Raw genomic sequence first — 19,875 nt, 5'->3', positions numbered from 1 at the left:
TCGAGGCTTTGTTCCGCTCGAGCCGGTTCTGCCGCGGCCGCTTGGCACCTGTCAGGGCCGACATGGCTTGCACTCCGTTGCTCGTTCGGTGGCCTCGGTTGACGGGCCGGGCGGGCGCGCTAGATCAAATTACGCCGAACATGGTTTCGTCGGTGGGGGAGGTCATTCGTGTGGCGGATCCAACGCCGGCTCTAATCCTTAGCGGCTATCGCCTTGGCCGCGACAGCGCGTGTCTGCTGTTGCTCATGGCCATGTCGACCGCATGCTCGTCGTCCGACCAGATCGAGCAGCAATCACGAACTGCCGCCTCCACAGCGCGGACCGTATCGATGACGCTTGATGCCTGGTCTGCGGGAGCGGCCCCCACCGCATACGCTTCTGGCACGCTGCAATCGGCCGGCACCACGCTGGCCGACATCGACGCCAAGATCCGATCGACCACAACGGCTGAGCCTGCCGAGCAAGCTGCGTTGGCGGCGGCGGTCAAGGATTTGTCGATTGCGGTTGACCGCGCCCGTGCGGGACTGCAAGCGGACCGCCGCCCGCAGGTGCAGGAGGCTCAAGAGGATATTCGGACGGCCACGCGCGTTCTGGCCGACGCGTACACCCGATATTTCGCGCCGAAGCCATGAAGAAGCTCTTGGAAATATCGCTGGGCATCGTCACCAGTGTTGGCGGCTTCCTGGAAGTCGGATCAATGGCGACGGCGGCCCAGGCAGGTGCGGCCTTCGGGTTTCAGTTGATCTGGGCGGTCGTTCTCGGCACCATCTGCATCATCTTTCTGGTCGAGATGGCCGGCCGGTTTGCCGCCGTGAGCCATCACACGATCTCCGACGGGATCCGGGAAAGATTTGGCTTCAACGTTTCGCTCTGGCCTTTGCTTGCCGCCCTGTTGGTCAATTTCATGGTGCTGTCCGCCGAGATCGGTGGTGTTGCCATCGCGCTCGAGCTCGCCACCGGAATCGGCTTTCAATGGTGGGCTTTACCGGTGGCTTTGATGGCATGGTTGTTGCTGTGGAAAGGCACGTTCGGACTGATCGAGAAAGGCGTGTCGATGCTCGGCCTTGTGACGCTGTGCTTCGTGGTCGCAGCGGTGATGCTGAAGCCCGATTGGACAGCTGTCGCGTCCGGTGCGGTGCCCACGCTGCCGGCCCACGACGCGGCGAACTACTGGTTCATGGCGGTGAGCATTCTCGGCGCTTCGATATCGCCTTACCTGTTCATGTTCTATTCCTCGGGGGCGATCGAGGACCAGTGGGACAGAAGCTATCTCGGAACCAATCGGGCCATCGCCGGACTGGGCATGACCTTCGGCGGCGCCATTTCGATCGGCGTGTTGATAGTGGCCGCGCTCGTGCTTGCAACGCACGGCATCGATCAGGTCGACGACTATCATCAATTGCCGTTGATGTTGATTCCGATATTCGGCTTCTGGGGGTTCGTCCTGTTCGTTGCCTCACTCGGCATTGCCTGCTTCGGTGCCGCTCTCGAGGTTGGGCTGCAACAGGCTTATCTGGTGGCGCAAGTTTTCGGATGGAATTGGGGTGAAGACCTCAAGCCGCGCGACGATCCCGGCTTCAGCGCCGTCTACACGGTGTCACTGTTTCTGGCCGCCATCCCTATCATGCTTGGCCTCGATCCGCTGAAGCTCACTATTTTTTCCATGGCGCTGACCGCGGCCAGCCTGCCGTTGACGGTCGTTCCTTTCCTTTTTCTGCTGAACGACAAACGCTATGTCGGCGAGCACCGCAACGGTATCGTCTCGAATGCCGCGGTGATCTTTATCATCGCGCTCGGTTTCGTGCTCGCCGTGGTGACCATTCCCCTGCAGATATTCGGAGGCACGTGATGGATTTGCTGCGCGACATCCTGGACAAGCAGATCGTCGACCGCGAGCAGGTCAAGATCGGCAAGATCGACGGGCTGGTGGCCGAGTTGCGGCGGGGCAACCCGCCGAGGATCGTCGCGGTCGAGCTCGGCTCCGTCACCCTTGCGCGCCGCCTCGGGGAGCGGCCCGGGCGTTGGATGACGCAGCTTGCGGCAGCGTGGGGCGGTAAACGCCGTGGCAAGCCGCACCGGATCGCCTGGACCAAGGTTCAGGACATAGGCGTCGACATCCAGTTCGATATCGATGTGCGCGAGACGTCGATCTTCGCCTGGCAGGACTGGCTGCGCGACCATATCATCGGGCGCATTCCGGGAGCTTGATGATGTCCACCGTCAACCTCGAACATCTGGCCGGCCGACGCGTTCTCTCGCAGCAGGGCAAAAGTATCGGCTATATCGAGGAGATACGTGCCGAACCGGCCGGCGACGACTTCGTCGTTACCGAATTCCATGTCGGTATCTACGCCGCTTTCGAGCGTCTCTCGGCCTCGACCATCGGTGCGGCAGTGCTGGACCTCTTCCGGCTGCGCCGTCGCGACGGCCTGTACCGTATTCCCTGGGACAAGCTCGACATCTCCGATCCCGCACGGCCGCGGCTGCTATGTTCGACAACCGAGCTTTCCGGCATGAAGGGCGCACCCGAACCTCATCGGCGCGGAAAGCAGGATCGATGATGACCCGGCCGACGGCCACGCAAAAAGTGGTCGATCTCAGCCTATGGGTTGTCTGACGCTGTCTGCACTCAGGATGATGCGCCTTACCGCAGCAGGCTGGCTGCCAGGAACACCGCGGCCGCTATCAGCACGACGGCCGCAATCACCATTAGCGGCCAGTTGCTGCGGGGCTGCAACTCGGGCTCGTTCTCCACCGGCCGCATCGCGTTGGCGAAGCTGGCATCGTTTTCGAATTTTGGCCGGGAAGAACGTTGCGGACCTGCCTCAGTGACCGGGTTCTGCGTGTCCGCCGCCTCGGCGTCGGTCTCGAATGGGGCAATGGCTGGATCGAATCCGGGCGTTTTGTCCCGTGTGACTCCGGCCTGAACTTCGCCCCTGGCTGCGGCAGGCGTGGAATTTGAAATCTTGGCCATGATCTCTCTCCTCGAAATCAAATCCGGCAGGCTCGCTGTTGTTCCGCGCCGTGGGTGCTGATGTTGAAAGTTTGTTGGTCCGGGTGCGTGTGGGGGCCTTCGCTCGGGGGTGGCAGCGCATCGCCCGGCGCCGGAACAAAGCACATCTTGGCTTGTTAGGACGCATCGTAATATCGCGCATCGACAAGGACAAAGCCTATGAAACCGCGACACCTTCTTGCCTTGCTCGCCGCTGCTTCCATGCTTATCGCAATGCCTGCTTTGGCTGCCGACAGCGCCCAGGATTTCGTCGACAAGGCCGCTATTGGCGGCAAGTTCGAAGTCGATTCGAGCAAGATCGCCCAGGACAAAGCCCAGGACCAAAGCATCAAGAATTTCGCGCAGACAATGATCCGGGACCACGGCGCGGCCAACGCCAAGCTGGAAACCATTGCCGGCGACCAGAAGTTGAAAGTGCCGACGGCGCTCGATGCGCAGCATCAAGGTGACCTGGACAAGCTCCAGAACGCACAGCCGCCAATCGATCCGGCCTACGTGGACATGCAGCGCAAAGCGCACGCCGATGCCGTGAAGCTGTTTGAAAGCTACGCGCGCGACGGCGACAACGCGGCCCTCAAGACCTTCGCCCAACAAACGGTCGGTACCTTGAAGATGCATCGGCAGATGATCGAGAAGATCGCCGCCGCCCAGGACTCCATCACGGGGGCGACCACACCCGCGGTGAAAACCACCAATGCACCCAATGCCGCCGCCCTCGTGCCCGGCGCAAATAGTTTCACCGAGACCCAGGCAAAGAGCCGCATCGAGGATGCCGGCTATTCCAATGTGTCGAAGCTTGCCAAGGACGACCAAGGCATCTGGCGCGGCCAGGCGACAAAGTCGGGCCAAAGTGTCGCCGTCGGGCTCGACTACCAGGGCAACGTCGTCGCCGACAGCAAGTGAGCACGATCAGGAGATATCGAAATGAAAACCGTAACTGCACTGTTCGACAACTATGACGACGCAGCCGACGCGGTCGGCGAACTGGAAGCGACGGGAGTGCCACGTTCCAATATCAGCATCATGGCCAACAACTCGGATGGCTGGTACGAGCAAAATCCTTCCGAAGCCGCTGAAGACGCCGCGAGCGGCGCAGGTATAGGAGCCGTGGTCGGCGGCGCCGGCGGTTTGCTGACAGGATTGGGTGTCATGGCCGTTCCGGGCGTTGGACCAGTGGTCGCGGCCGGATGGCTTGCCGCTACCGCCGCCGGCGCGGTTGCCGGCGCAGTAGCAGGTGGCGCGGCCGGGGGCATAATTGGCGGTCTGACGGACTCGGGCGTTTCCGAAAACGATGCAAATGTCTATGCAGAGGGCGTACGCCGCGGCGGTACGCTGGTGACGGCCAAGGTGGATGATGAGCTTGTTCCGGAAGCCGAGGACATTCTGGGTCAGTCAAGCGCCGTCGACCTGATGGAACGCCGCAGAGCCTATGAGGCAGATGGCTGGACCGGTTTTGACGTCACCGCGGGTGAATACGTCCCTGAACGCGATGGCGGCAGGGCAACAAACCGGCCCTGAAGGACAAACCCGCCAGGGCAGCGGGGCACTTGCCGTCCTATCTGGCTTCGGGTGGCTTGCCCGAATCTCCGTGACATGTGCAAGGGTATTCGGTCTGCTGACGGAGTTTGCTTCGGGCCATGGTAGCCGCGGTCAGTTCTTGTCCTGACGATAAAGCCGATCGGTGGCGCGGTCGCTTTCTCTGCGTTCTGCGGGGCCACGGCGACGTCGAGTGACGACGACATACGCTAGCAATGCGACCAATAACAATGGCCCGCCGGCGACGACGATCAGCCACATGACACTTTCAAACATGGGACGTCTCCTTTCCCGTCACAAACCGGTGGAGAGAAGAACCGTTCCGCTTGTCGACTACGGTACCTGGACCAGTCTGCCTTCAATCACCGGGCGCGTTCGTAGGTTCCGACGAGCTCTGCCTGCTCGATCAAATGTTTCTGCGCCTCCTGCCAGATACGCTCCACGCCCGTGCTCGCGGGGATGGCAAGGTTCGGCGTGTCGAGCGCGGCCAGCCGGAAGTGGTAGTGATGGATACCGTGTCCGACAGGCGGGTCAGGGCCGTCGTAATAGGCGTTGCCGAAATCGTTCCGCGCTTGCCTGAGGGCCTGTGGACCCGGTCTGCCGCTTTCCGCCTCGGGCAACTCCTGAACCTCCGGCGAAACGTTGAACACCCCCCAATGGCTGAACGTGCCGTTCGGCGCGTCGGGATCCTGGACGACAAGGACGAGGCTCTTTGTGCCGTCCGGTACCCCGGACCACTTTAGCGGCGGAGATACGTTCTTTCCGCCACGAGTGTAGGTTTCGGGGATCTCTCCGCCGTCGGCAAAGGCGGGACTGCTGAGCGTCAGGGGCATGGTTCGCACTCCTTTAGGGACACATTCGATCGCATCACTCCCGCACCGCAAAGCGTGCCGGAATCGCTTGTGACCATCGAATTGCTAGCGAGCACGTTCCGGCGCGGCTCAAGCGCTGCGGCCGAAAGGATCCTAAGATCCCGTCATAAGCGGCTTGAGGACGAATATGGCCAACAGGCCAACAAAAATCACGGCGGCGATCACGACGCCCCAGGTGACGAGCTTTCCGGTACCGCGTTGCTCTTCCTCGCGAGACAGGTCTTCCGGCATTGCGCGGATCCTCCTGTAAAGTTCGATGATTTAGCAACGTGTCTTGTCGAGGCGGGTTCCCGGCAGCCAAATCCAGAGCGAGACGCGCAATTCAACTCGAACGCATCCCGCTCTGGACAGGAAGGCTGCCAGGCGCTTAGCGCCGGGCTGCCCGGCGGTTAAGCGGCTTTCTCAAGGGCGCGCTCATTGACCCCGCCTTCGCCCAAGCCTGTAAGCGCTTCATCGGTTGCCATTTCCTCTTTGAGCGTCTCGTTGAGGAGTTTGACCGCATCGCTCTTGCCAAGCTGTTCAGCCCACGCGATCAACGTGCCGTAGCGCGCGATTTCATAGTGCTCGACCGCCTGTGCCGCTCCGACCAGTCCTGCATCCAATGCTGGGTCGCCCTTATAGTCGTCGAGAATCTCCGACCCCTCTTCGAGAATGCCGTCGATCGCCGGACAGGTCTTGCCGCGGGCCGGCTTGTCCATCAGCTCGAACACCTGTTCGAGGCGGTCGACCTGGCCTTCGGTTTCCACGCGATGTTTCTCGAAAGCCGCCGCGACCTCCTCGGACTCGGCGCCCTTGGCCATTTTGGGCAGCGCCTTGAGTATTTTCTTTTCGGCGTAATAGATGTCCTTCAGCCCGTCGAGGAACAGGGCCTCCAGCCCTTTCGTCGCCGCCTTCTTCGCAGTCGCCATGTTTTCGTCTCCCTAAGGTTGTCGTGAAAGCTCCACCACCGGTGCAGCTTTTCCATAACCTTGAACACGGGCCGTTGTTCCCGCCGGATCGAGACAAAGACAAGGACGGCCGTATCTCACACGATCGCATTGTGCCCAGCCGCCATAGTGCGCATCGCTGGAGGCTGGCTGCGGTCCAACTACCTGTCACCAGCCGGCTGGAGAGAGTGCGTGGCGGGTCTTCGACCTTCTAGCTTCGGCCGGCACGCGTGCTGGCGGCCTTCTGCGCTGCTTTCCTTCTTCCGGCAGCACCCTTGGTGCGGACCCCCTTCCGTGCGGCGGCGGACCGGCCGGCAGCGCCTTTCGTCTCCGAGGCTTTCTTGGCTGCGGCCGAGCGCTCCTCGGCCGTCCGGCGCGACGCCCGCCTGTTTGGTCTGTCTCGATGGCACAAATGATCCGGAGGAAAAGAGACTTGCTCCGGCAAGGGTCTACGGACCGGCCGGACGCCACGAGAGCGCCGACATCGTCGTGAGACAGAGCGCTGCGAATACAATCGCGGTGTTTGCCGCATGAGAATATTCCCATTGCCGCCTGAGCGCTTCCCAGTTTGCAGGAACTGTCGTCCAGTTCTGCGTCGCCTGGTTGGCAGGGAGCGTCCAGACACCGAAGATCGCAAGCATGATCGCGAAACAGAGCGCCGCAAGCAGCGCGAGCCAAAACGGCCAAGCCTGTGAGCGCACGGAGATCGCCAGCAATGCGTTCACGATCAGCGCGGAAGGCCAGAGCAACCCGAGGACCGCCCATCCGTAATAGATGCCTTGGACGGTGAAATATTCCGGTTGCGGCAGAGATATCTTGTTGGGAAGAGCGGCGAGATGAGCCCCTGCCGGGATGAGAGCGAGGGCCGAAATGACAATGGCGAGAAATTGCAGAACCCTGACTGTCATGGAACCTTCTCCGCGGAATGATTTTTAACGCGCCGACGCCCCAATCGATCTGGCTCTCTGATGAGGCGATGGCGTTGGCGCCGGCGTCACGCGGGCAGTTGGCGCAGGAACCATTGGATCGCGAGGTCCGCGACTTCTTCCAGCGCGCCGGGCTCCTCGAACAGATGCGTCGCAGCCGGAACGATGGCCAGCTCCTTTTCACACCGCAGCACCGCGAACGCGGAACGGTTGAGCGCGATCACCTGCGTGTCTGCGCCACCGACCACGAGCAGCGTTGGTGCCCGGACGCGGGGCAGGGCAGGCGCCGCAAGATCCGGACGCCCGCCGCGCGAGACGACGGCGGCCGCTCGTTTCGGGCGCTCTGCCGCGGCCATCAGGGCAGCGGCAGCCCCTGTGCTCGCGCCGAAATAACCGACGCGCAGCGCCGACGTTTCCTCGGACATGTGCAGCCAGTCGGTAACCTGAACCAGTCGATCGGCGAGCAAGCGGATGTCGAACCGCAACTCGGCGGTAATCTGGTCGATACGCTCCTCTTCGATCGTTAACAGGTCGACGAGCAACGTGGCGAGTTCCGCCTCGTTCAACCGTCCGGCCACATAGCGGTTGCGCGGGCTGTGCCGGCTACTGCCGCTGCCGTGAGCGAAGAGGACGAGCCCACGGGCTTCCCGCGGCAGCGACAGGTTGCCTGCGAGCATTGCGCCGCCGGCGGGGACCTGCACGGCCTTCTCGTTTGTCTTCAGGACTGAGACCATGGCGATCTCCAACTCGATTGGATCGGTCCCTAAACCCCGAACGGATAGGTCTCCGCGAGCTCGCCGGCGTCCCATTGGGAGCTGCGCTCCAGCGGCTCGACCGCCCGTGTCTCGTCGAAATGCAGCAGCATGTCGAATTGCGCGGCAAGGTCGGCATGGAGGTAGTGGCTGGCCCGTTCGGTCTCAGGCCGGTAGATGACGCCGATCGCGCGCTCCAGGAGCCGTCGCGGCAGGGCTTCGCCGTCGCCGCGCAGATCGAGCTGGAAGCGATCAGCCGGGACCGCATGCAGCAGCGCCTCATAGCTGCGCGCCAAGGCAGGCCGGACAGCCTTGCGCTCCGCCGGGCCGTCCCAGTTCGATGCCGCCGTCACCGTTCCTTGATACGTGGTGAAGCCGACGAGGAAGGCCTCGCGCTGATGCTTTTCGCGAATGAGCTGTCCTAGGTTGATTTCGCCATGCAGGCTCCTGTCCGTTGCCCTGGCGTCGCCGAGATGGGAGTTATGCGCCCAAACCACGATCTTTGGCGATCGCCCGAGCCGACCGAGATGAGCGGTGAGAGCTTCGAACGTCTCGGCCATGTGCCGGTCGCGCAGGTTCCAGGTCGATTCGGGCGCCAGGAACATGGCGCGATAATAGGCCTCCGCATTCTTCACCAGGCGGGCGTTTTGCTGCGCCGCGAAGAGTTCGTCCGCGATGGCGCCTTCGCGCGGCTCGGCTTTCGCCGGGCGCTGCTTCAGCATCTCGACCAACTGTGCGACCACAGCCTCCTGGCAAGATTTGTCGACGTCATTGCCGGCTATGAAGCCATAAGCCTGCGGGTCAGGGCCGAAATGGTCGAAACAGGCATAGCGGCGACGCGCGATCTCCGCCGCGGCCGGGTCGGCCTTTTCGAGATAGCGCAGCACCGCCTTCATCGCGCTATGCAGGGCATAGAGGTCGAGCCCGTAGAACCCGGCTTTCGGATTGGCCCTGCCGGGCGCTTCGTTGTACCGGCGCAGCCATTCGACGAAATCGACGACGACCCTGTTCCGCCACATCCATGTTGGGAAGCGCCGGAAATCGGCGAGCGCCTCTTCGGCGTCGACATCCTCGCCTGCTCCCTGGACATAGCGGTTGACCCGGTATGTGTCGGGCCAGTCGGCTTCAATCGCGACGGCGGCAAAACCCTTCTCCTCGATCAGCCGCCGCGTGATGCGCGCGCGCTCCTCGTAGAATTCGTGCGTGCCATGCGAAGCTTCACCGAGCAGTACAAAGCGCGCCTCGCCGATCGCTGCCAAAAGCTCGTCGTAGTCTCGCGCGTCTCCGGAGAGCCGAACGACGTGCTTGTGCAATCGGCTTGCCGTGTTCCGCGGCGCATCATGGCTGGACGGTGCGGCTGCTCGCCCCGCCTTGGCGAGAAGGGCGCGGACCTCGTCGTCGCTCGTTTGGGAGAAGTCTTCATACCAGCGCCCGACGCCGATGAGCGGCTGCGGCGTCGTCGCACAGACGACCTCGTCGGCCTCGCTCTCCATCGCCTCGCAGGTGTCGGGACTGCCGACCGGAACGGCCGCAACGATACGGGCAGGCCGCTTTTCCCGCAGCGCCCTGACCGCCGCGCGCATGGTCGACCCAGTGGCGAGCCCATCGTCCACGAGAATGGCGATTCGATCCTCAACAAGGAGCGGCACCCGCTCGCCGCGATAGAGGTGCTCGCGGCGTAAAAGCTCCCTCTCCTCGCTGGCAGTGACCGCGTCGATGACGTGGGCCGGCACAGCGAGGCCTTCCACGATCTCGTCGTTCAGGACGCGTACACCGGAGGTCGCGATTGCGCCCATGGCCAACTCTTCGTAACCGGGAACGCCGAGTTTGCGCACGACGAAAACGTCGAGCGGTGCCTTCAATGCCTGTGCGACTTCGTAGGCGACAGGCACGCCGCCGCGTGGCAGCGCCAGCACGGTGACATCATCGCGCGCTGCGAAGTGGCCGAGCTTACCAGCAAGAACGCGTCCGGCCTCGCGACGATCCGCAAAGACAATAGTCATGATCTCAAGCCCATATTGGCGCCGCTTCCGCCTTTTGGGGTCCCGCTGCACGGCTTTGGTTGGCCGAGGCCACACAGGGCGGCAATGCGTGGCGCAGGCACATCATTGGCGTGTTCGTCGCCAAGAGTTCGGGCGGCGGGCATTTCCAAGTCATCCACCACCGCGCCGATGCTCGGAAACGACCTAATCCCCCAAGGGTTCCGTGTCGCTCCGGGGCGGCTGGTCCGGAGCGCTCCAAAGCGTTGCCTTGTTCCCGGAGGGAACAAAGCGGTCTGCCGGAGATTGGGGCACGCAGGAGGAGTTTCCAATGGACAAGGAAGAACTCATAAAGCGACGAGCCTACGAGATCTGGGAGCGCGAAGGTCGCCCGCAGGGCCGAGAGCAGGAGCATTGGGATCAGGCCGTGCAGGAAATAGAGGCGGAAGGAGCGGAAGCCGAGCGCGGTCCGGTAGCGCCCGATCCGACCATCGGCAGCGGGTCGGAGCCTCGAAGCTCCTGAAGCGACGTCAATTGCCGCCAAGGAGGAAAAATGCGTCGACCGACTGTTCATTCCGTCGACGCATTCGAGATAGCGTCTCGGTCAACGTCCGAGCAGCGCCCTGAGCCTGGCGAATATATTGAAACCTTCGCCCATGGCGGCGCGCACGCGAACGGCGACCCACCCGGCTTTCATGGTCGCACCGACGTGGCAATCACAGACGATGTTGTGCAACTGCCAGTTGGACAGTTCGAAAAAGCGCTTTGCCTCGCCATAGGTGTCGCCTTCCAGCCCCTGCGCCCGCAGTATCGGATCTTCGAACGCGACGCTGATGGGGGATTGCACGCAGTAGGCGTTTTCGCGCATGTCGGGGCTCATATATTCGGTGCCCGGAAGCGCTCCGAGGCGCCGTTCAGGATGACGCTCGAGAAGACTTGCCCAGCGCTCCAGGCGTTGGTTCCGCGTCATTGTCGGGCACACCGTATCAACTTCCGCGATTGCGTGTAGTTGTTCGAGTGTATGGGACTTCATGGTCAGCTCCTGTGATCCAGGTTCCTCCCGCTTCAAGGTGAGTCGCGAGATCACGACAGCGCGCTCGCCGTCGCCGCGCTCCGAACTCTTTGTTGTCGCTGAAGTTCCATCATTTTGATAATTTGAAGCCCGGTGCGGGGGCAGCTCGGCAACCCGGGGCCGTTGCGCCACCTCGGTCGGTGTTGGGTCAGCCCCTTCCAACTCCACGCTCCTGGCCCCGGCCGCCTTTCGGCGCAGGAGTGCCGGTCTTCAATGCTGGAGATCGTCGGGCGGCTCCTCCAGGCTCCTGCTGGGGTGAATTTCGTTAGACAGGGGGATATCCATCGTGCAGATCACCTCGGCATCGGTGAAGCGCAGCGAGCCAGCTCCGCCGATCTCGTAGGGCACCACCTTTTCGATCAGCTCGGATCCGAAGCCGCGTCGCGCAGGTATTGCTGCCGGACCATGCAGGTCCTCGATCCAGCGGATCTTCAGCTCCTGTCTGGCGGGCGTGCCATCCACTTTCCAGCTTACGCTGATTGATTTGTCGGCTGCCGACAGCGCGCCATATTTCATCGAGTTGGTAGCGAGTTCGTGGAACGCCAGGCCCAAGGTCTCCGCCGCCTTTCCGGACAAGGAAATATCCGGGCCATCTATAGTGAACTGATCTTCCGTCCGGCCGCCTTGGGACGCAAGCTCGTCAAGGACGAGCATGTCAAGCTGCACGGTGGCCGAGGCCGATCGCATCAGCACATTGTGCGTGCGTGCAAGCGCATTGATGCGGCCCTCGAGGTGAAAGGCATAGTCCTCGACATCGTCGCTGTTTTCAACCGACCGGCGGGCGATCGAACGGACGATGCTCAACGTGTTGCGAACGCGGTGCTGCAATTCGGCGGCTAATGCCTTCGTCTTCTGGAGATCGTCGCGTGTGACCTGGAGTTCGGCTTCGAGCCGGGCGATATGATAGTCACGTCCGTCCATCTGTTCATCGACATGGCTGAGCCGCATCGACCCGGAAGCATCGCGTTCTTCGGCCGGCAGGCCGTGCGGACGGGAGAATTTACCCGTGACGTCTTTCTTGCGAGGTCTTTTTCCAGCCACCTGTCAGTCTTTCAACCGTTCCTCGATGATGCGCGGTGCCAAGCGCATCGTCTCATCGGCCTTTGGCTCGCGCTCACGCGCCCAGGATTGGCTTTCGTGCCGTCGCGCGCGGTTTTCAGCCGGCGGGAATGATACCATCGAGCCGGTAGCAGCATTAACATCGCCGCGTCGGCGGAAATATGGATGACGGTCGCAGCGGCCAACTCCCCAGCGATGTCATCGAGGATCGCCCCCAGCGGATCGATCGTACCTACCGAACCGCCGATCAAATCGCGCTTGGCCATCGCTCAATACCGCTTCCGGTCACGCCGAACCGGCAGAAGCCGGCCAGGTTCCCTATGATGCTTCATTTTGCGCTCCACTCGATGAGCCCGTGCCTGGTCATGCAAAAGGCTCCGTGACGTCTAAAAGATGAAGGTAATCGGGACTGAAAAAGGCCGCCGCCTCCAGTTTCGCCAAGTTCTTGATCGTTACGGTGCCGTTGTTGAACGAAATGAGGCCGTCGCGCCTGAGATCCTGAAGCGTACGGTTGATGTGCACGTTCGAAAGACCGAGCGTATCGCCCAGGGTCGCCTGGGTCACCGGTAGGGGATAGCTCTTGCCGGCCGTTTCACCAATTGCGTGAAGCCTGTGGAACAGCTCGCAAAAAAGGTGAGCCATCCGCTCATAAGCAGTCCGCTGGCCGATGTTGACGACCCATTCGCGGGTGATCGCCTCGTCGAGCAGCGTGGTCCACCAGAGCGCACGCGTAAGATTGGGATAGCTGTTGGTGAAGCCGAGGATGGCGCTCTGCGGGATCGTCGCAACCTTGGAGCGGCTGAGAGCACCGATCGAGTGGTCCATGCGCCGCAGCAGGAACACGTGAAGATCGCAAAGGTCGCCCGGCACCAAATAGGCAAGGATCTGTCGTCGACCGTCCTCGAGGATCTTGTAGCGGCAGGCAAATCCTTCGAGCAGCAGGTTGACCCCGCCTGTCCTGTCACCCCTTTGGATGACGTCATCGCCGGCGGCGAATTCAGCGATCTTTGTCGTCGCGCTTTCTATGGCGTCGCATTCTTCTAGGGACAGGACCGTGAAATTGGACAGTTTGCGGATAAGCGGGTGCCGTAAGGTCTTCGCTTTCAGGCCAACCGCCGGCTCGCTTCTCTCGTTCATCGCGTATCGTGTGCCGTCGCGGCAACGAACTCGACAATGCTACCGAATTCGAGGGGCTTTTCAAATCGCCTGATACCGCCGAGCTCTGCTGGAATGGCCGTCTGATCATAGCCGGTGGCGAAGGCGATCGGAACGCCTTTCGCCAACGATTCTCGGGCAATCTCGAATGTCTGCTCGCCGCGCAAGTTGATATCGAGAATCGCAAAGTCGCATTGACCGCTGTTCAGCAATTCGATTGCGGGCTCGGCCGTGGCGACCGGGCCGAGCACTATCGCCCCTTGTGTGACGAGAGCCTTACGCAGGTCATCGGCGAGAAAATATTCGTCTTCCACGATCAAAACGCGAATCCCGCCCAGAAAGGCTGATTTCGCCGCTTCCCCGTCCATGGTGCAGGCACTCTCCCTTTGCAGCGGCCGTCACTTGGGACACTACACCGCAACCCGCTGCACTCCCAGTTCTATTTCCACCGATGCAACCGGAGGCGAACCCCGGGCCACCGCCTGCCGTATATTATTTTTTCGGAGTCGACAGCTTTTCGCCCGCCATCTTAACAATTGTGATGGCGGCCTTCGGCGTCCGTTAACACAGTGAGAAAACCGGGGGAAAAAACGAGGAGGAGGAACCGATGCCTGTGATCGATATGACCTCGAAGGAACTGATCCGGGCTGTCGATCACTACATCAATTCCCGCAGAAATCTCGAATGGCCGATTTCCACGGCGCAGGCGGTGTCAGCCATCCGTTACGAACTGCCAGAATGCACTCTCTCTGACAAAGAACTGGCGGACATTGTTGCCAGCTCAGCAATTCAAAAGCACCGCAACATCGCATTTGACCTGCTGTCGTAGCCATGCCCATACATGTCGTCCAAAACGCCTTGGTTTTGGAACAAAGACATGCATGAAAAACAGAGCATGAAAACAGAATCCTGACGCACGTCGCCCGCCTCGACGCATGCCGGGGCGGGCGCTTTGGAAGATGCGGTCATTGAAGGACCTGAACGATTTTCCGGGTTTCCGGGTCGACCAGAACTGTTCGATTGTCGACCACGACGTAGCGGTATTTCACATCCGGAACCTCATGAAGTTCGACCGTGTCGGGCACGGTGGATCCGATATTGAGCTCCACGCCGGGCAGCTTGACCGAGGCCAGCGGCTGCTTCTTCACATATTCCTTGATAACGGTTTCTTGCTCCGGCTGGATGACCACATCTTGCGCCGCGGCCACTCCGGCCCCCGCAAGAAACAGGATGCCCACTGCCGTTCCCAGTAGATATTTTTCCACTTCTGTCTCCATCAGATGTTGCGCAGGGCGCCGAGCCGACGACGCCACCGGCATTTCGGCAGGTACGCCCCATGCGCCGAACTTCGCAAAATGCCGGCAGTTCCATCCGCTCCGGAATATATTAGCCTTCGGTGGAACAATCGCGGGGTGGCAAAGTTTTGCCGCGAAGGGACTGCCATCCTAGGAGACCTCCCATGAGAACCACTTTGATCACCAGCATGTTAGCGCTTACCCTCGGATGTGGGGCGGCAATCGCGCAGACCCAGCAGCAGTCGGGCGAGGCGACCCAATCGGGTGGGGCAGACACTTGCGCAGCCGGCTCGGCCGATTGCCAGAAGGGCGGCAGCACCGAGCAGCAGACGCAAGGCAAGGCCGGCATGAAGACCGACGAGCAGGCGCAAGGCAAAGCCGGAGTGAAGACCGATGAGCAGGCGCAAGGCAAGGCGGGTGTGAAGACCGATCAGCAGGCGCAAGGCAAGGCCGGCATGAAGACCGACGAGCAGGCGCAAGGCAAAGCCGGAGCGAAGACCGATGAGCAGGCGCAAGGCAAGGCGGGCGTGAAGACCGATCAGCAAGCCCAGGGCAAGGCGGGCGTGAAGACCGATCAGCAAGCCCAGGGCAAGGCGGGTGTGAAGACCGATGAGCAGGCGCAAGGCAAGCCCGGTATGAAGACCGACGAGCAGGCGCAGGGCAAAACCGGCGCGACTACCGATCAGCAAGCCCAAGGCAAGGCCGGTACGACTACTGATCAGCAAGCGCAGGGCAAGGCTGGCGCGACGACCGACCAGCAGGCGCAAGGCAAGGCCGGTACGACGACCGACCAGAGTTCAACCGCTTCAATCAACAATATATCCGTCGAGCAGAAGACCGAAATCACCAACGTCATCCGGGAGACGAAGGTGGAACCGGTCTCGAACCTCGACGTGGACATTTCGGTCGGCGTGAAAGTGCCGAAGCAGAAGGTGCGGCTGCATCGGCTTCCGCACCGGATCGTCGAAATCGTTCCTGCCTATGAGAGCTATGAATATTTCCTTCTGGCCGATGGCAGGATTGTTATTGTCGATCCGAACTCATATGAGATCGTCGCTATCCTGAGCTAGGAGCTGAAGCCGACTAACAAAAGCCCGCTCTCGATCGAAAGTGGGCTTTTGTGGCGCCTTCGGGCGCGAAATGTCAGTCGTGCGTCCCCTAACTCATTCCGCTGCCATGTCGGGTGCCCGGCTTCGTACCGGGCCTAGCGCGTCGGCGTTCTGCACCAGTGCGCGCATGTAGCCCAATGCGAAAGCCTTACCGGCGTGCCATGGAGCGTCGCAGGCCATCTCAGGCGTGTGGTCGGGTATCATGACGCCTTGATAATTCTCGTCGCGCAGAATGCGCACGATCTCGGCCATGTCGATGTCTCCGTCGTCGACGAAGGTCTCGTGATATTTCGGCACTTTGCCCCGCACATTGCGGAAATGGATATAACCGATGCGGCCACGCCGCGCGAAACGGCGCACATGGCTGTAGATCTGCTCGGTCTGCGGCATCTCCTGCAGCGAGCCGAGGCAGAGCTCCAGCCCGTTGGCGGGCGAGTCGACGATATCCATCAGCCGATCATATTTCTGCGGCCGGTTGACGAGGCGCGCCGTGCCGCGCAGCGCCTCGGCGGGTGGATCGTCCGGATGCGCAGCCATCACGACGCCGGCCTCTTCGGCCACCGGTACGATTTCGCGCAGGAAGACGCCAAGCCGCTCCCACAGTTCTTCTTGCGAGACCCTGATGGGAGCGGCGCCAGCCCGGCCCGGCCGGTAGCGCATATTCCAGACCACGCCGTCGGGCAGCGGCAGGTCGGGATTGATGTTGGACAAATCGAGCCCCACGGATATAGCGTCGCCGCGCGCGAATGGCCCGCGCTGCCAGCCCCACACGCCCGCGATCGAGAAGTTGTAGCCGATGCAGGGAATGCCCGCCCGGCCGGCGTCACGCACCAGGCGCTTGAGGCCTTCGAGCTGCTTCCCCCTGTCGGGGCCGCCGAGCAGTACGTCGGACCAGAAGCGCGGCGACAGGTTTTCAATGCCGGCGATCTCCAGGCCATTGTCGCGTACGGTCTTCACCAGCCCGGTGAAATCCTCGTAGCTCCACAATCGATCCGTCGAACAATCGCCCCAGCCATCCGTGTCGGTGCCGGCTGACAGCGAGGGATCGCGGCCGCGAAAATAGTTGGTCAGATGCGCAACGACATGCGTCGCGCCGGCCTGCCGGGCAAAGCGGAAGTTCTCCGGCGTCAGCGAATCGCGATAGAGGCCAAGTCCGATCTTCATCCTACTTGACGCCGATGCCGGCGGTGAGGCCGCCATCGATCTTGTAGTCAGCGCCGGTGCAGAAGCCGGCTTTCGATGAACACAGGAAAGCAATGAGCTCCGCCACTTCCTCCGGCTCGCCGATACGGCCGAGTGGATGGGCGGCGCCGAAGCGCCTGTAGGCTTCTTCGACATCGGCGTCGCTGCCATTGTCGCCACGCGCCGCCTTCTCGAGGATTGGCGTGCGGATCGAGCCCGGGCTGACCGAATTCACCCGGATACCGGCCGCGGCGTAGTCGAGCGCCAGCGAGCGCGTCAGCGTGTGAATGGCGCCCTTGGTCGTGGCATAGGCGGCGACGTTCTGCTGGCAGGCGAACCCCTGCACCGAGGCGACATTGACGATGGCACCGCCGCCTCGGCGGATCATTTCGGGAATGCCGAAATGCGCGGTCAGGTAGATCGACCCGACATTGACCGTCATCGTCCGGTTCCAGGTTTCCCAGTCGGTCGTGGTCGCCGTGCCGTAGGGGTGGACCGCCGCCGAATTGACGATGATGTCGATGCCGCCGAACCTCGCGACGCCCGCCGCGACCGCGTCGCGCACTTGGTCGGAAACGGAGACGTCCACCGTTTGCACCAGCGCATTCGCTCCAGCCTTGGCGAGGCTTTCCTGCATGGCGGCATTGGCCGCCCGGTCGATGCCGCAGGCGATGATCGCAGCGCCGCCTTGCGCCAGCCGGCGCGCAGTGGCGAGCGCGATGCCGGTCGTGCCGGTGATCAGCGCCACCTTGTTCTCAAAATCAGACATGATGCAGATCCTTGGAAGATGTCGGACCCGGCTGCACCGGGTTTGCCGCCGAGATACGGGCGTGTTCGAGGTCGTCGGGAACGAAGCGCAAGCCGAAATCGAGATGCCGGCTCATCAGATAGCAATAGGCAATGCGGTCGCGCGCGCGCAGCGCCGCGATGATCTCGCCATGTGCGTGGCGTGTTTCGCTCAGCACCGGCCGGATGGATTTGCCGACGGTCATGATGTGCAGGATGACAGGCGACAGGAACTGATAGGTCTGCACCAGCATGCGGTTGCCGGCGAGCTTCATCAGCGCCAGATGGAAATCGAAATCGCGTTGCGCGGCTTCCTGGACATCCTTGCTGGTCTCGATCAGGCCATTGACCTCGTCCAGGGCTTCAAGTTCGGCGGCACTGGCATTGAGGATGATGTGATCGCCGACGCTCACTTCGATGATGCGGCGAAATCCTTGTATGTCGTGAAAGGACGTTTTCGATATGTCCATCTGCGCGGCGAAAAAATTCTGGATCGCGACGTTCTGGCGATCGGCGAGCACCGCGCCGACGCGTGGCTTGGGATCGATCAGCCCATAGGTGCGGATGGTGCGCAGCGCCTCGCGTATCGTGTTGCGGCTGGCGCCGAACAGTTCGCCAAGCTCCCGTTCGGTGGGCAGCACGTCGCCGACGGATAGGGCGCGATTGCGAATGAGGTCGAGAATCTGCCGAACGGTATGGTCGACGGCGGAACTGCTGGTCCCGGCTTCGTCCGCCGCCTCCATCAAATCGTGGCTCGCCTGCTCCACAGCAGAACTCCTTCCTATTGTTGGACCAGACTAGGGCTCGATCGGCAGGAAATCAACTGCATGGCCGTGGAAAGGCTCCGTTGACAGCTCTGTGGTCCGACAATATGGTCACCGCCAAACCTTGAGGAGGCTTCATGGAACAGTGCTGGCGCTGGTATGGTCCCGATGATCCGGTGACGCTTGAACATGTCAGGCAGGCCGGCGCCACCGGCGTGGTTTCAGCACTGCATCAGCTCTATGACGGCCGCGCCTGGCCCGAGGCCGATGTGCTCGAGCGCAAGCGGATCATCGAGGCGGCCGGCCTGAAATGGTCGGTCGTCGAAAGCATTCCGGTGCACAATTCCTTCAAGATCGGCGCGCCCGAGCGTGAGCGCTATGCCGGCTACTACCGCGACAGCATCCGGGCGCTCGCCAAGGCGGGCATCGAGACGATCTGTTATAATTTCATGCCGGTGGTGGACTGGACCCGCACCGACCTGATGTATCGCCTGCCGACAACCGGCTATGCGTTGCGCTTCGATGCTATCGATTTCGCGGCCTACGATCTTTTCGTGCTGCAGCGCAAGAATGGTGCCGCAAGCTACACGCCGGCGCGTATCGCCGAGGCCGAGAAGCGGCTGAAGACGCTGACGCCGGAGCAGATCGACCAGATCGAGCGCAATCTCATCGCCGGCCTGCCGGCGACCGAACGCAGCTATAACAGGGACAGTTTTCGCGAAGCCCTGGCGGAATACGATTCGATCGGGCCCAACGAACTGCGCGACAACCTTGCCTGGTTCCTGCGCGAAATTGTTCCGGCGGCCGAAGAGGAGGGGGTGCGCATGTGCATCCATCCCGACGACCCGCCATTCTCGCTCTACGGCCTGCCGCGCGTGGTTTCGACGGCGCAGGACGCGCGTTTTATCCTCAACGCCGTCGACAGTCCCGCCAATGGACTGACCTTCTGTACCGGCTCCTACGGCACGCGCGCCGACAACGACATCGTCGCCATGGTCAAGGAATTCGCCGACCGCATCCATTTCGTCCACCTGCGCAACATCACCATCGAGGAGGACGGCTCGTTCTATGAAGCCGAGCATCTCGAAGGCGGCACTGACATGGCGCACGTTATCCTGGCTCTGATGCAGGAAGAAAAGCGCCGTCGCGAGCAAGGCCGGGCCGACTGGCAAATCCCGATGCGGCCGGACCATGGGCATCTGCTTGCCGACGACATCGGCAAGAAAAAGATCAACCCCGGCTATTCGCTTATCGGACGGCTCAAGGGTTTGGCTGAACTGCGCGGCATCATGCGCGCCGTGGAGCGTTTCGATCTGGCTTGAAGCATGCACCGGCCAAGCGGGAGGATGTATGCGCTTTTTGCGTAAATGAAAACAAGTTGCGCATATGAAAAATCGTGCTAGTGTCGATGGCGGGCCGGCCGTTGCCGGCGCCGGGAGGTTTTTAGTG

27 protein-coding genes are annotated in these 19,875 nt (G+C 61.9%); 10 read left to right on the top strand and 17 right to left on the bottom strand.

Features of this window, described 5'->3' with window-relative positions; translation table 11 throughout:
* The first annotated feature begins 98 nt into the window (after positions 1-98).
* The 4 genes from LB566_RS19580 to LB566_RS19565 are packed head-to-tail and all read left to right on the top strand — an operon-like array spanning position 99 to position 2,561.
* The gene (locus tag LB566_RS19580; RefSeq protein WP_224625645.1) at positions 99-632 is read left to right on the top strand and encodes a hypothetical protein; all 534 of its coding nucleotides are present in this window, start codon (positions 99-101) and stop codon (positions 630-632) included.
* Positions 629-1,849: an Nramp family divalent metal transporter gene (locus tag LB566_RS19575; RefSeq protein WP_140553427.1), complete on the top strand. Its 1,221-nt coding sequence runs from the start codon at positions 629-631 to the stop codon at positions 1,847-1,849. The genes LB566_RS19580 and LB566_RS19575 overlap by 4 nt, the downstream gene beginning before the upstream one ends.
* Positions 1,849-2,208, top strand: a complete 360-nt coding sequence (locus tag LB566_RS19570) for a hypothetical protein (protein WP_224625643.1) — start codon at positions 1,849-1,851, stop codon at positions 2,206-2,208. The genes LB566_RS19575 and LB566_RS19570 overlap by 1 nt, the downstream gene beginning before the upstream one ends.
* A 2-nt stretch (positions 2,209-2,210) precedes the next feature.
* Positions 2,211-2,561 carry a hypothetical protein gene (locus tag LB566_RS19565; RefSeq protein WP_224625632.1) on the top strand — a complete coding sequence of 117 codons (351 nt, stop codon included), beginning with the start codon at positions 2,211-2,213 and terminating at the stop codon, positions 2,559-2,561.
* Between the two features lie 83 nt (positions 2,562-2,644).
* Here the strand turns inward: LB566_RS19565 and LB566_RS19560 are convergent, their stop codons facing one another.
* Positions 2,645-2,974, bottom strand: a complete 330-nt coding sequence (locus tag LB566_RS19560; protein WP_224625630.1) for a hypothetical protein — start codon at positions 2,972-2,974, stop codon at positions 2,645-2,647.
* A gap of 198 nt (positions 2,975-3,172) precedes the next feature.
* On the opposite strand from LB566_RS19560, the gene LB566_RS19555 reads away from it, so the two are divergent.
* Together LB566_RS19555 and LB566_RS19550 are read left to right on the top strand one after the other, a co-directional pair.
* Complete coding sequence (locus LB566_RS19555) at positions 3,173-3,916, top strand: DUF4142 domain-containing protein (RefSeq protein ID WP_224625628.1); 744 nt, start codon at positions 3,173-3,175, stop codon at positions 3,914-3,916.
* Between the two features lie 21 nt (positions 3,917-3,937).
* Entirely contained in the window at positions 3,938-4,531 is a 594-nt protein-coding gene (locus LB566_RS19550) for a hypothetical protein (RefSeq protein ID WP_224625626.1), read from the top strand.
* Positions 4,532-4,663: 132 nt separating this feature from the next.
* On the opposite strand, the gene LB566_RS19545 is transcribed toward LB566_RS19550, so the two are convergent.
* The 7 genes from LB566_RS19545 to LB566_RS19515 form a co-directional block, all read right to left on the bottom strand.
* Complete coding sequence (locus tag LB566_RS19545; protein ID WP_224625624.1) at positions 4,664-4,825, bottom strand: hypothetical protein; 162 nt, start codon at positions 4,823-4,825, stop codon at positions 4,664-4,666.
* 86 nt (positions 4,826-4,911) lie between these two features.
* Positions 4,912-5,382: a YbhB/YbcL family Raf kinase inhibitor-like protein gene (locus tag LB566_RS19540; RefSeq protein WP_224625622.1), complete on the bottom strand. Its 471-nt coding sequence runs from the start codon at positions 5,380-5,382 to the stop codon at positions 4,912-4,914.
* A gap of 132 nt (positions 5,383-5,514) precedes the next feature.
* Positions 5,515-5,652, bottom strand: a complete 138-nt coding sequence (locus tag LB566_RS19535) for a hypothetical protein (RefSeq protein WP_224625620.1) — start codon at positions 5,650-5,652, stop codon at positions 5,515-5,517.
* A 158-nt stretch (positions 5,653-5,810) separates the two neighbouring features.
* Positions 5,811-6,329, bottom strand: a complete 519-nt coding sequence (locus LB566_RS19530; RefSeq protein ID WP_140553414.1) for a ferritin-like domain-containing protein — start codon at positions 6,327-6,329, stop codon at positions 5,811-5,813.
* A 467-nt stretch (positions 6,330-6,796) separates the two neighbouring features.
* The gene (locus tag LB566_RS19525; RefSeq protein ID WP_224625618.1) at positions 6,797-7,255 is read right to left on the bottom strand and encodes a DUF1772 domain-containing protein; all 459 of its coding nucleotides are present in this window, start codon (positions 7,253-7,255) and stop codon (positions 6,797-6,799) included.
* An 86-nt stretch (positions 7,256-7,341) separates the two neighbouring features.
* A complete protein-coding gene (locus LB566_RS19520; RefSeq protein ID WP_224625617.1) occupies positions 7,342-8,007 on the bottom strand; it encodes a dienelactone hydrolase family protein in 666 nt (221 codons plus the stop codon).
* A gap of 29 nt (positions 8,008-8,036) precedes the next feature.
* The gene (locus tag LB566_RS19515) at positions 8,037-10,028 is read right to left on the bottom strand and encodes an erythromycin esterase family protein (RefSeq protein WP_224625614.1); all 1,992 of its coding nucleotides are present in this window, start codon (positions 10,026-10,028) and stop codon (positions 8,037-8,039) included.
* Positions 10,029-10,335: 307 nt separating this feature from the next.
* Between LB566_RS19515 and LB566_RS19510 the strand changes: the two genes are divergently transcribed.
* Positions 10,336-10,527: a DUF2934 domain-containing protein gene (locus LB566_RS19510; protein ID WP_224625612.1), complete on the top strand. Its 192-nt coding sequence runs from the start codon at positions 10,336-10,338 to the stop codon at positions 10,525-10,527.
* Between the two features lie 81 nt (positions 10,528-10,608).
* Here LB566_RS19510 and LB566_RS19505 read toward each other — a convergent pair whose 3' ends face one another.
* The 5 genes from LB566_RS19505 to LB566_RS19485 all read right to left on the bottom strand — a co-directional run bounded on the left by LB566_RS19505 (position 10,609) and on the right by LB566_RS19485 (position 13,658).
* Positions 10,609-11,037, bottom strand: a complete 429-nt coding sequence (locus tag LB566_RS19505; RefSeq protein ID WP_140515225.1) for a hypothetical protein — start codon at positions 11,035-11,037, stop codon at positions 10,609-10,611.
* 249 nt (positions 11,038-11,286) lie between these two features.
* Positions 11,287-12,117 (bottom strand): sensor histidine kinase, encoded by an 831-nt coding sequence (locus LB566_RS19500; protein ID WP_224625600.1) that lies wholly within the window; start codon positions 12,115-12,117, stop codon positions 11,287-11,289.
* Between the two features lie 11 nt (positions 12,118-12,128).
* Positions 12,129-12,401 carry a hypothetical protein gene (locus tag LB566_RS19495; RefSeq protein ID WP_224625598.1) on the bottom strand — a complete coding sequence of 91 codons (273 nt, stop codon included), beginning with the start codon at positions 12,399-12,401 and terminating at the stop codon, positions 12,129-12,131.
* Between the two features lie 97 nt (positions 12,402-12,498).
* Positions 12,499-13,272 carry a Crp/Fnr family transcriptional regulator gene (locus LB566_RS19490; protein ID WP_224625597.1) on the bottom strand — a complete coding sequence of 258 codons (774 nt, stop codon included), beginning with the start codon at positions 13,270-13,272 and terminating at the stop codon, positions 12,499-12,501.
* Entirely contained in the window at positions 13,269-13,658 is a 390-nt protein-coding gene (locus LB566_RS19485; RefSeq protein WP_224625585.1) for a response regulator, read from the bottom strand. The genes LB566_RS19490 and LB566_RS19485 overlap by 4 nt, the downstream gene beginning before the upstream one ends.
* Positions 13,659-13,897: 239 nt before the next feature.
* Between LB566_RS19485 and LB566_RS19480 the strand changes: the two genes are divergently transcribed.
* Positions 13,898-14,119 (top strand): hypothetical protein, encoded by a 222-nt coding sequence (locus tag LB566_RS19480; protein ID WP_140553400.1) that lies wholly within the window; start codon positions 13,898-13,900, stop codon positions 14,117-14,119.
* 136 nt (positions 14,120-14,255) lie between these two features.
* On the opposite strand, the gene LB566_RS19475 is transcribed toward LB566_RS19480, so the two are convergent.
* Positions 14,256-14,567: a DUF1236 domain-containing protein gene (locus LB566_RS19475; protein WP_181172634.1), complete on the bottom strand. Its 312-nt coding sequence runs from the start codon at positions 14,565-14,567 to the stop codon at positions 14,256-14,258.
* A gap of 182 nt (positions 14,568-14,749) precedes the next feature.
* On the opposite strand from LB566_RS19475, the gene LB566_RS19470 reads away from it, so the two are divergent.
* Positions 14,750-15,655, top strand: a complete 906-nt coding sequence (locus LB566_RS19470; protein WP_224625573.1) for a DUF1236 domain-containing protein — start codon at positions 14,750-14,752, stop codon at positions 15,653-15,655.
* A 93-nt stretch (positions 15,656-15,748) separates the two neighbouring features.
* Here LB566_RS19470 and LB566_RS19465 read toward each other — a convergent pair whose 3' ends face one another.
* The 3 genes from LB566_RS19465 to LB566_RS19455 are packed head-to-tail and all read right to left on the bottom strand — an operon-like array spanning position 15,749 to position 18,429.
* Positions 15,749-16,858 carry a mannonate dehydratase gene (locus LB566_RS19465; RefSeq protein WP_224625562.1) on the bottom strand — a complete coding sequence of 370 codons (1,110 nt, stop codon included), beginning with the start codon at positions 16,856-16,858 and terminating at the stop codon, positions 15,749-15,751.
* 1 nt (position 16,859) lies between these two features.
* The gene (locus LB566_RS19460) at positions 16,860-17,645 is read right to left on the bottom strand and encodes an SDR family NAD(P)-dependent oxidoreductase (RefSeq protein WP_140553395.1); all 786 of its coding nucleotides are present in this window, start codon (positions 17,643-17,645) and stop codon (positions 16,860-16,862) included.
* Positions 17,638-18,429: a FadR/GntR family transcriptional regulator gene (locus tag LB566_RS19455; RefSeq protein ID WP_224625561.1), complete on the bottom strand. Its 792-nt coding sequence runs from the start codon at positions 18,427-18,429 to the stop codon at positions 17,638-17,640. Before LB566_RS19455 ends, LB566_RS19460 begins: the two co-directional genes overlap by 8 nt.
* A gap of 134 nt (positions 18,430-18,563) precedes the next feature.
* On the opposite strand from LB566_RS19455, the gene uxuA reads away from it, so the two are divergent.
* Positions 18,564-19,748: a mannonate dehydratase gene (gene uxuA, locus LB566_RS19450; RefSeq protein WP_224625560.1), complete on the top strand. Its 1,185-nt coding sequence runs from the start codon at positions 18,564-18,566 to the stop codon at positions 19,746-19,748.
* The last annotated feature ends 127 nt before the right edge of the window (positions 19,749-19,875 follow it).

It is taken from the genome of Mesorhizobium sp. CA13 (genome assembly GCF_020165235.1).
GTDB lineage: Bacteria > Pseudomonadota > Alphaproteobacteria > Rhizobiales > Rhizobiaceae > Mesorhizobium.
Note: the sequence above shows the minus strand (reverse complement) of the source record. Positions and strands in the feature narration are given on the sequence as shown.

Excerpts from the sequence above, each read along its gene's own strand:
- LB566_RS19575 (WP_140553427.1), top strand. The coding sequence starts at position 629 with ATGAAGAAGCTCTTGGAAATATCGCTGGGCATCGTCACCAGTGTTGGC.
- LB566_RS19570 (WP_224625643.1), top strand. The coding sequence starts at position 1,849 with ATGGATTTGCTGCGCGACATCCTGGACAAGCAGATCGTCGACCGCGAG.
- LB566_RS19565 (WP_224625632.1), top strand. The coding sequence starts at position 2,211 with ATGTCCACCGTCAACCTCGAACATCTGGCCGGCCGACGCGTTCTCTCG.
- LB566_RS19560 (WP_224625630.1), bottom strand. The coding sequence starts at position 2,974 with ATGGCCAAGATTTCAAATTCCACGCCTGCCGCAGCCAGGGGCGAAGTT.
- LB566_RS19555 (WP_224625628.1), top strand. The coding sequence starts at position 3,173 with ATGAAACCGCGACACCTTCTTGCCTTGCTCGCCGCTGCTTCCATGCTT.
- LB566_RS19550 (WP_224625626.1), top strand. The coding sequence starts at position 3,938 with ATGAAAACCGTAACTGCACTGTTCGACAACTATGACGACGCAGCCGAC.
- LB566_RS19545 (WP_224625624.1), bottom strand. The coding sequence starts at position 4,825 with ATGTTTGAAAGTGTCATGTGGCTGATCGTCGTCGCCGGCGGGCCATTG.
- LB566_RS19540 (WP_224625622.1), bottom strand. The coding sequence starts at position 5,382 with ATGCCCCTGACGCTCAGCAGTCCCGCCTTTGCCGACGGCGGAGAGATC.
- LB566_RS19535 (WP_224625620.1), bottom strand. The coding sequence starts at position 5,652 with ATGCCGGAAGACCTGTCTCGCGAGGAAGAGCAACGCGGTACCGGAAAG.
- LB566_RS19530 (WP_140553414.1), bottom strand. The coding sequence starts at position 6,329 with ATGGCGACTGCGAAGAAGGCGGCGACGAAAGGGCTGGAGGCCCTGTTC.
- LB566_RS19525 (WP_224625618.1), bottom strand. The coding sequence starts at position 7,255 with ATGACAGTCAGGGTTCTGCAATTTCTCGCCATTGTCATTTCGGCCCTC.
- LB566_RS19520 (WP_224625617.1), bottom strand. The coding sequence starts at position 8,007 with ATGGTCTCAGTCCTGAAGACAAACGAGAAGGCCGTGCAGGTCCCCGCC.
- LB566_RS19515 (WP_224625614.1), bottom strand. The coding sequence starts at position 10,028 with ATGACTATTGTCTTTGCGGATCGTCGCGAGGCCGGACGCGTTCTTGCT.
- LB566_RS19510 (WP_224625612.1), top strand. The coding sequence starts at position 10,336 with ATGGACAAGGAAGAACTCATAAAGCGACGAGCCTACGAGATCTGGGAG.
- LB566_RS19505 (WP_140515225.1), bottom strand. The coding sequence starts at position 11,037 with ATGAAGTCCCATACACTCGAACAACTACACGCAATCGCGGAAGTTGAT.
- LB566_RS19495 (WP_224625598.1), bottom strand. The coding sequence starts at position 12,401 with ATGGCCAAGCGCGATTTGATCGGCGGTTCGGTAGGTACGATCGATCCG.
- LB566_RS19490 (WP_224625597.1), bottom strand. The coding sequence starts at position 13,272 with ATGAACGAGAGAAGCGAGCCGGCGGTTGGCCTGAAAGCGAAGACCTTA.
- LB566_RS19485 (WP_224625585.1), bottom strand. The coding sequence starts at position 13,658 with ATGGACGGGGAAGCGGCGAAATCAGCCTTTCTGGGCGGGATTCGCGTT.
- LB566_RS19480 (WP_140553400.1), top strand. The coding sequence starts at position 13,898 with ATGCCTGTGATCGATATGACCTCGAAGGAACTGATCCGGGCTGTCGAT.
- LB566_RS19475 (WP_181172634.1), bottom strand. The coding sequence starts at position 14,567 with ATGGAGACAGAAGTGGAAAAATATCTACTGGGAACGGCAGTGGGCATC.
- LB566_RS19470 (WP_224625573.1), top strand. The coding sequence starts at position 14,750 with ATGAGAACCACTTTGATCACCAGCATGTTAGCGCTTACCCTCGGATGT.
- LB566_RS19465 (WP_224625562.1), bottom strand. The coding sequence starts at position 16,858 with ATGAAGATCGGACTTGGCCTCTATCGCGATTCGCTGACGCCGGAGAAC.
- LB566_RS19460 (WP_140553395.1), bottom strand. The coding sequence starts at position 17,645 with ATGTCTGATTTTGAGAACAAGGTGGCGCTGATCACCGGCACGACCGGC.
- uxuA (WP_224625560.1), top strand. The coding sequence starts at position 18,564 with ATGGAACAGTGCTGGCGCTGGTATGGTCCCGATGATCCGGTGACGCTT.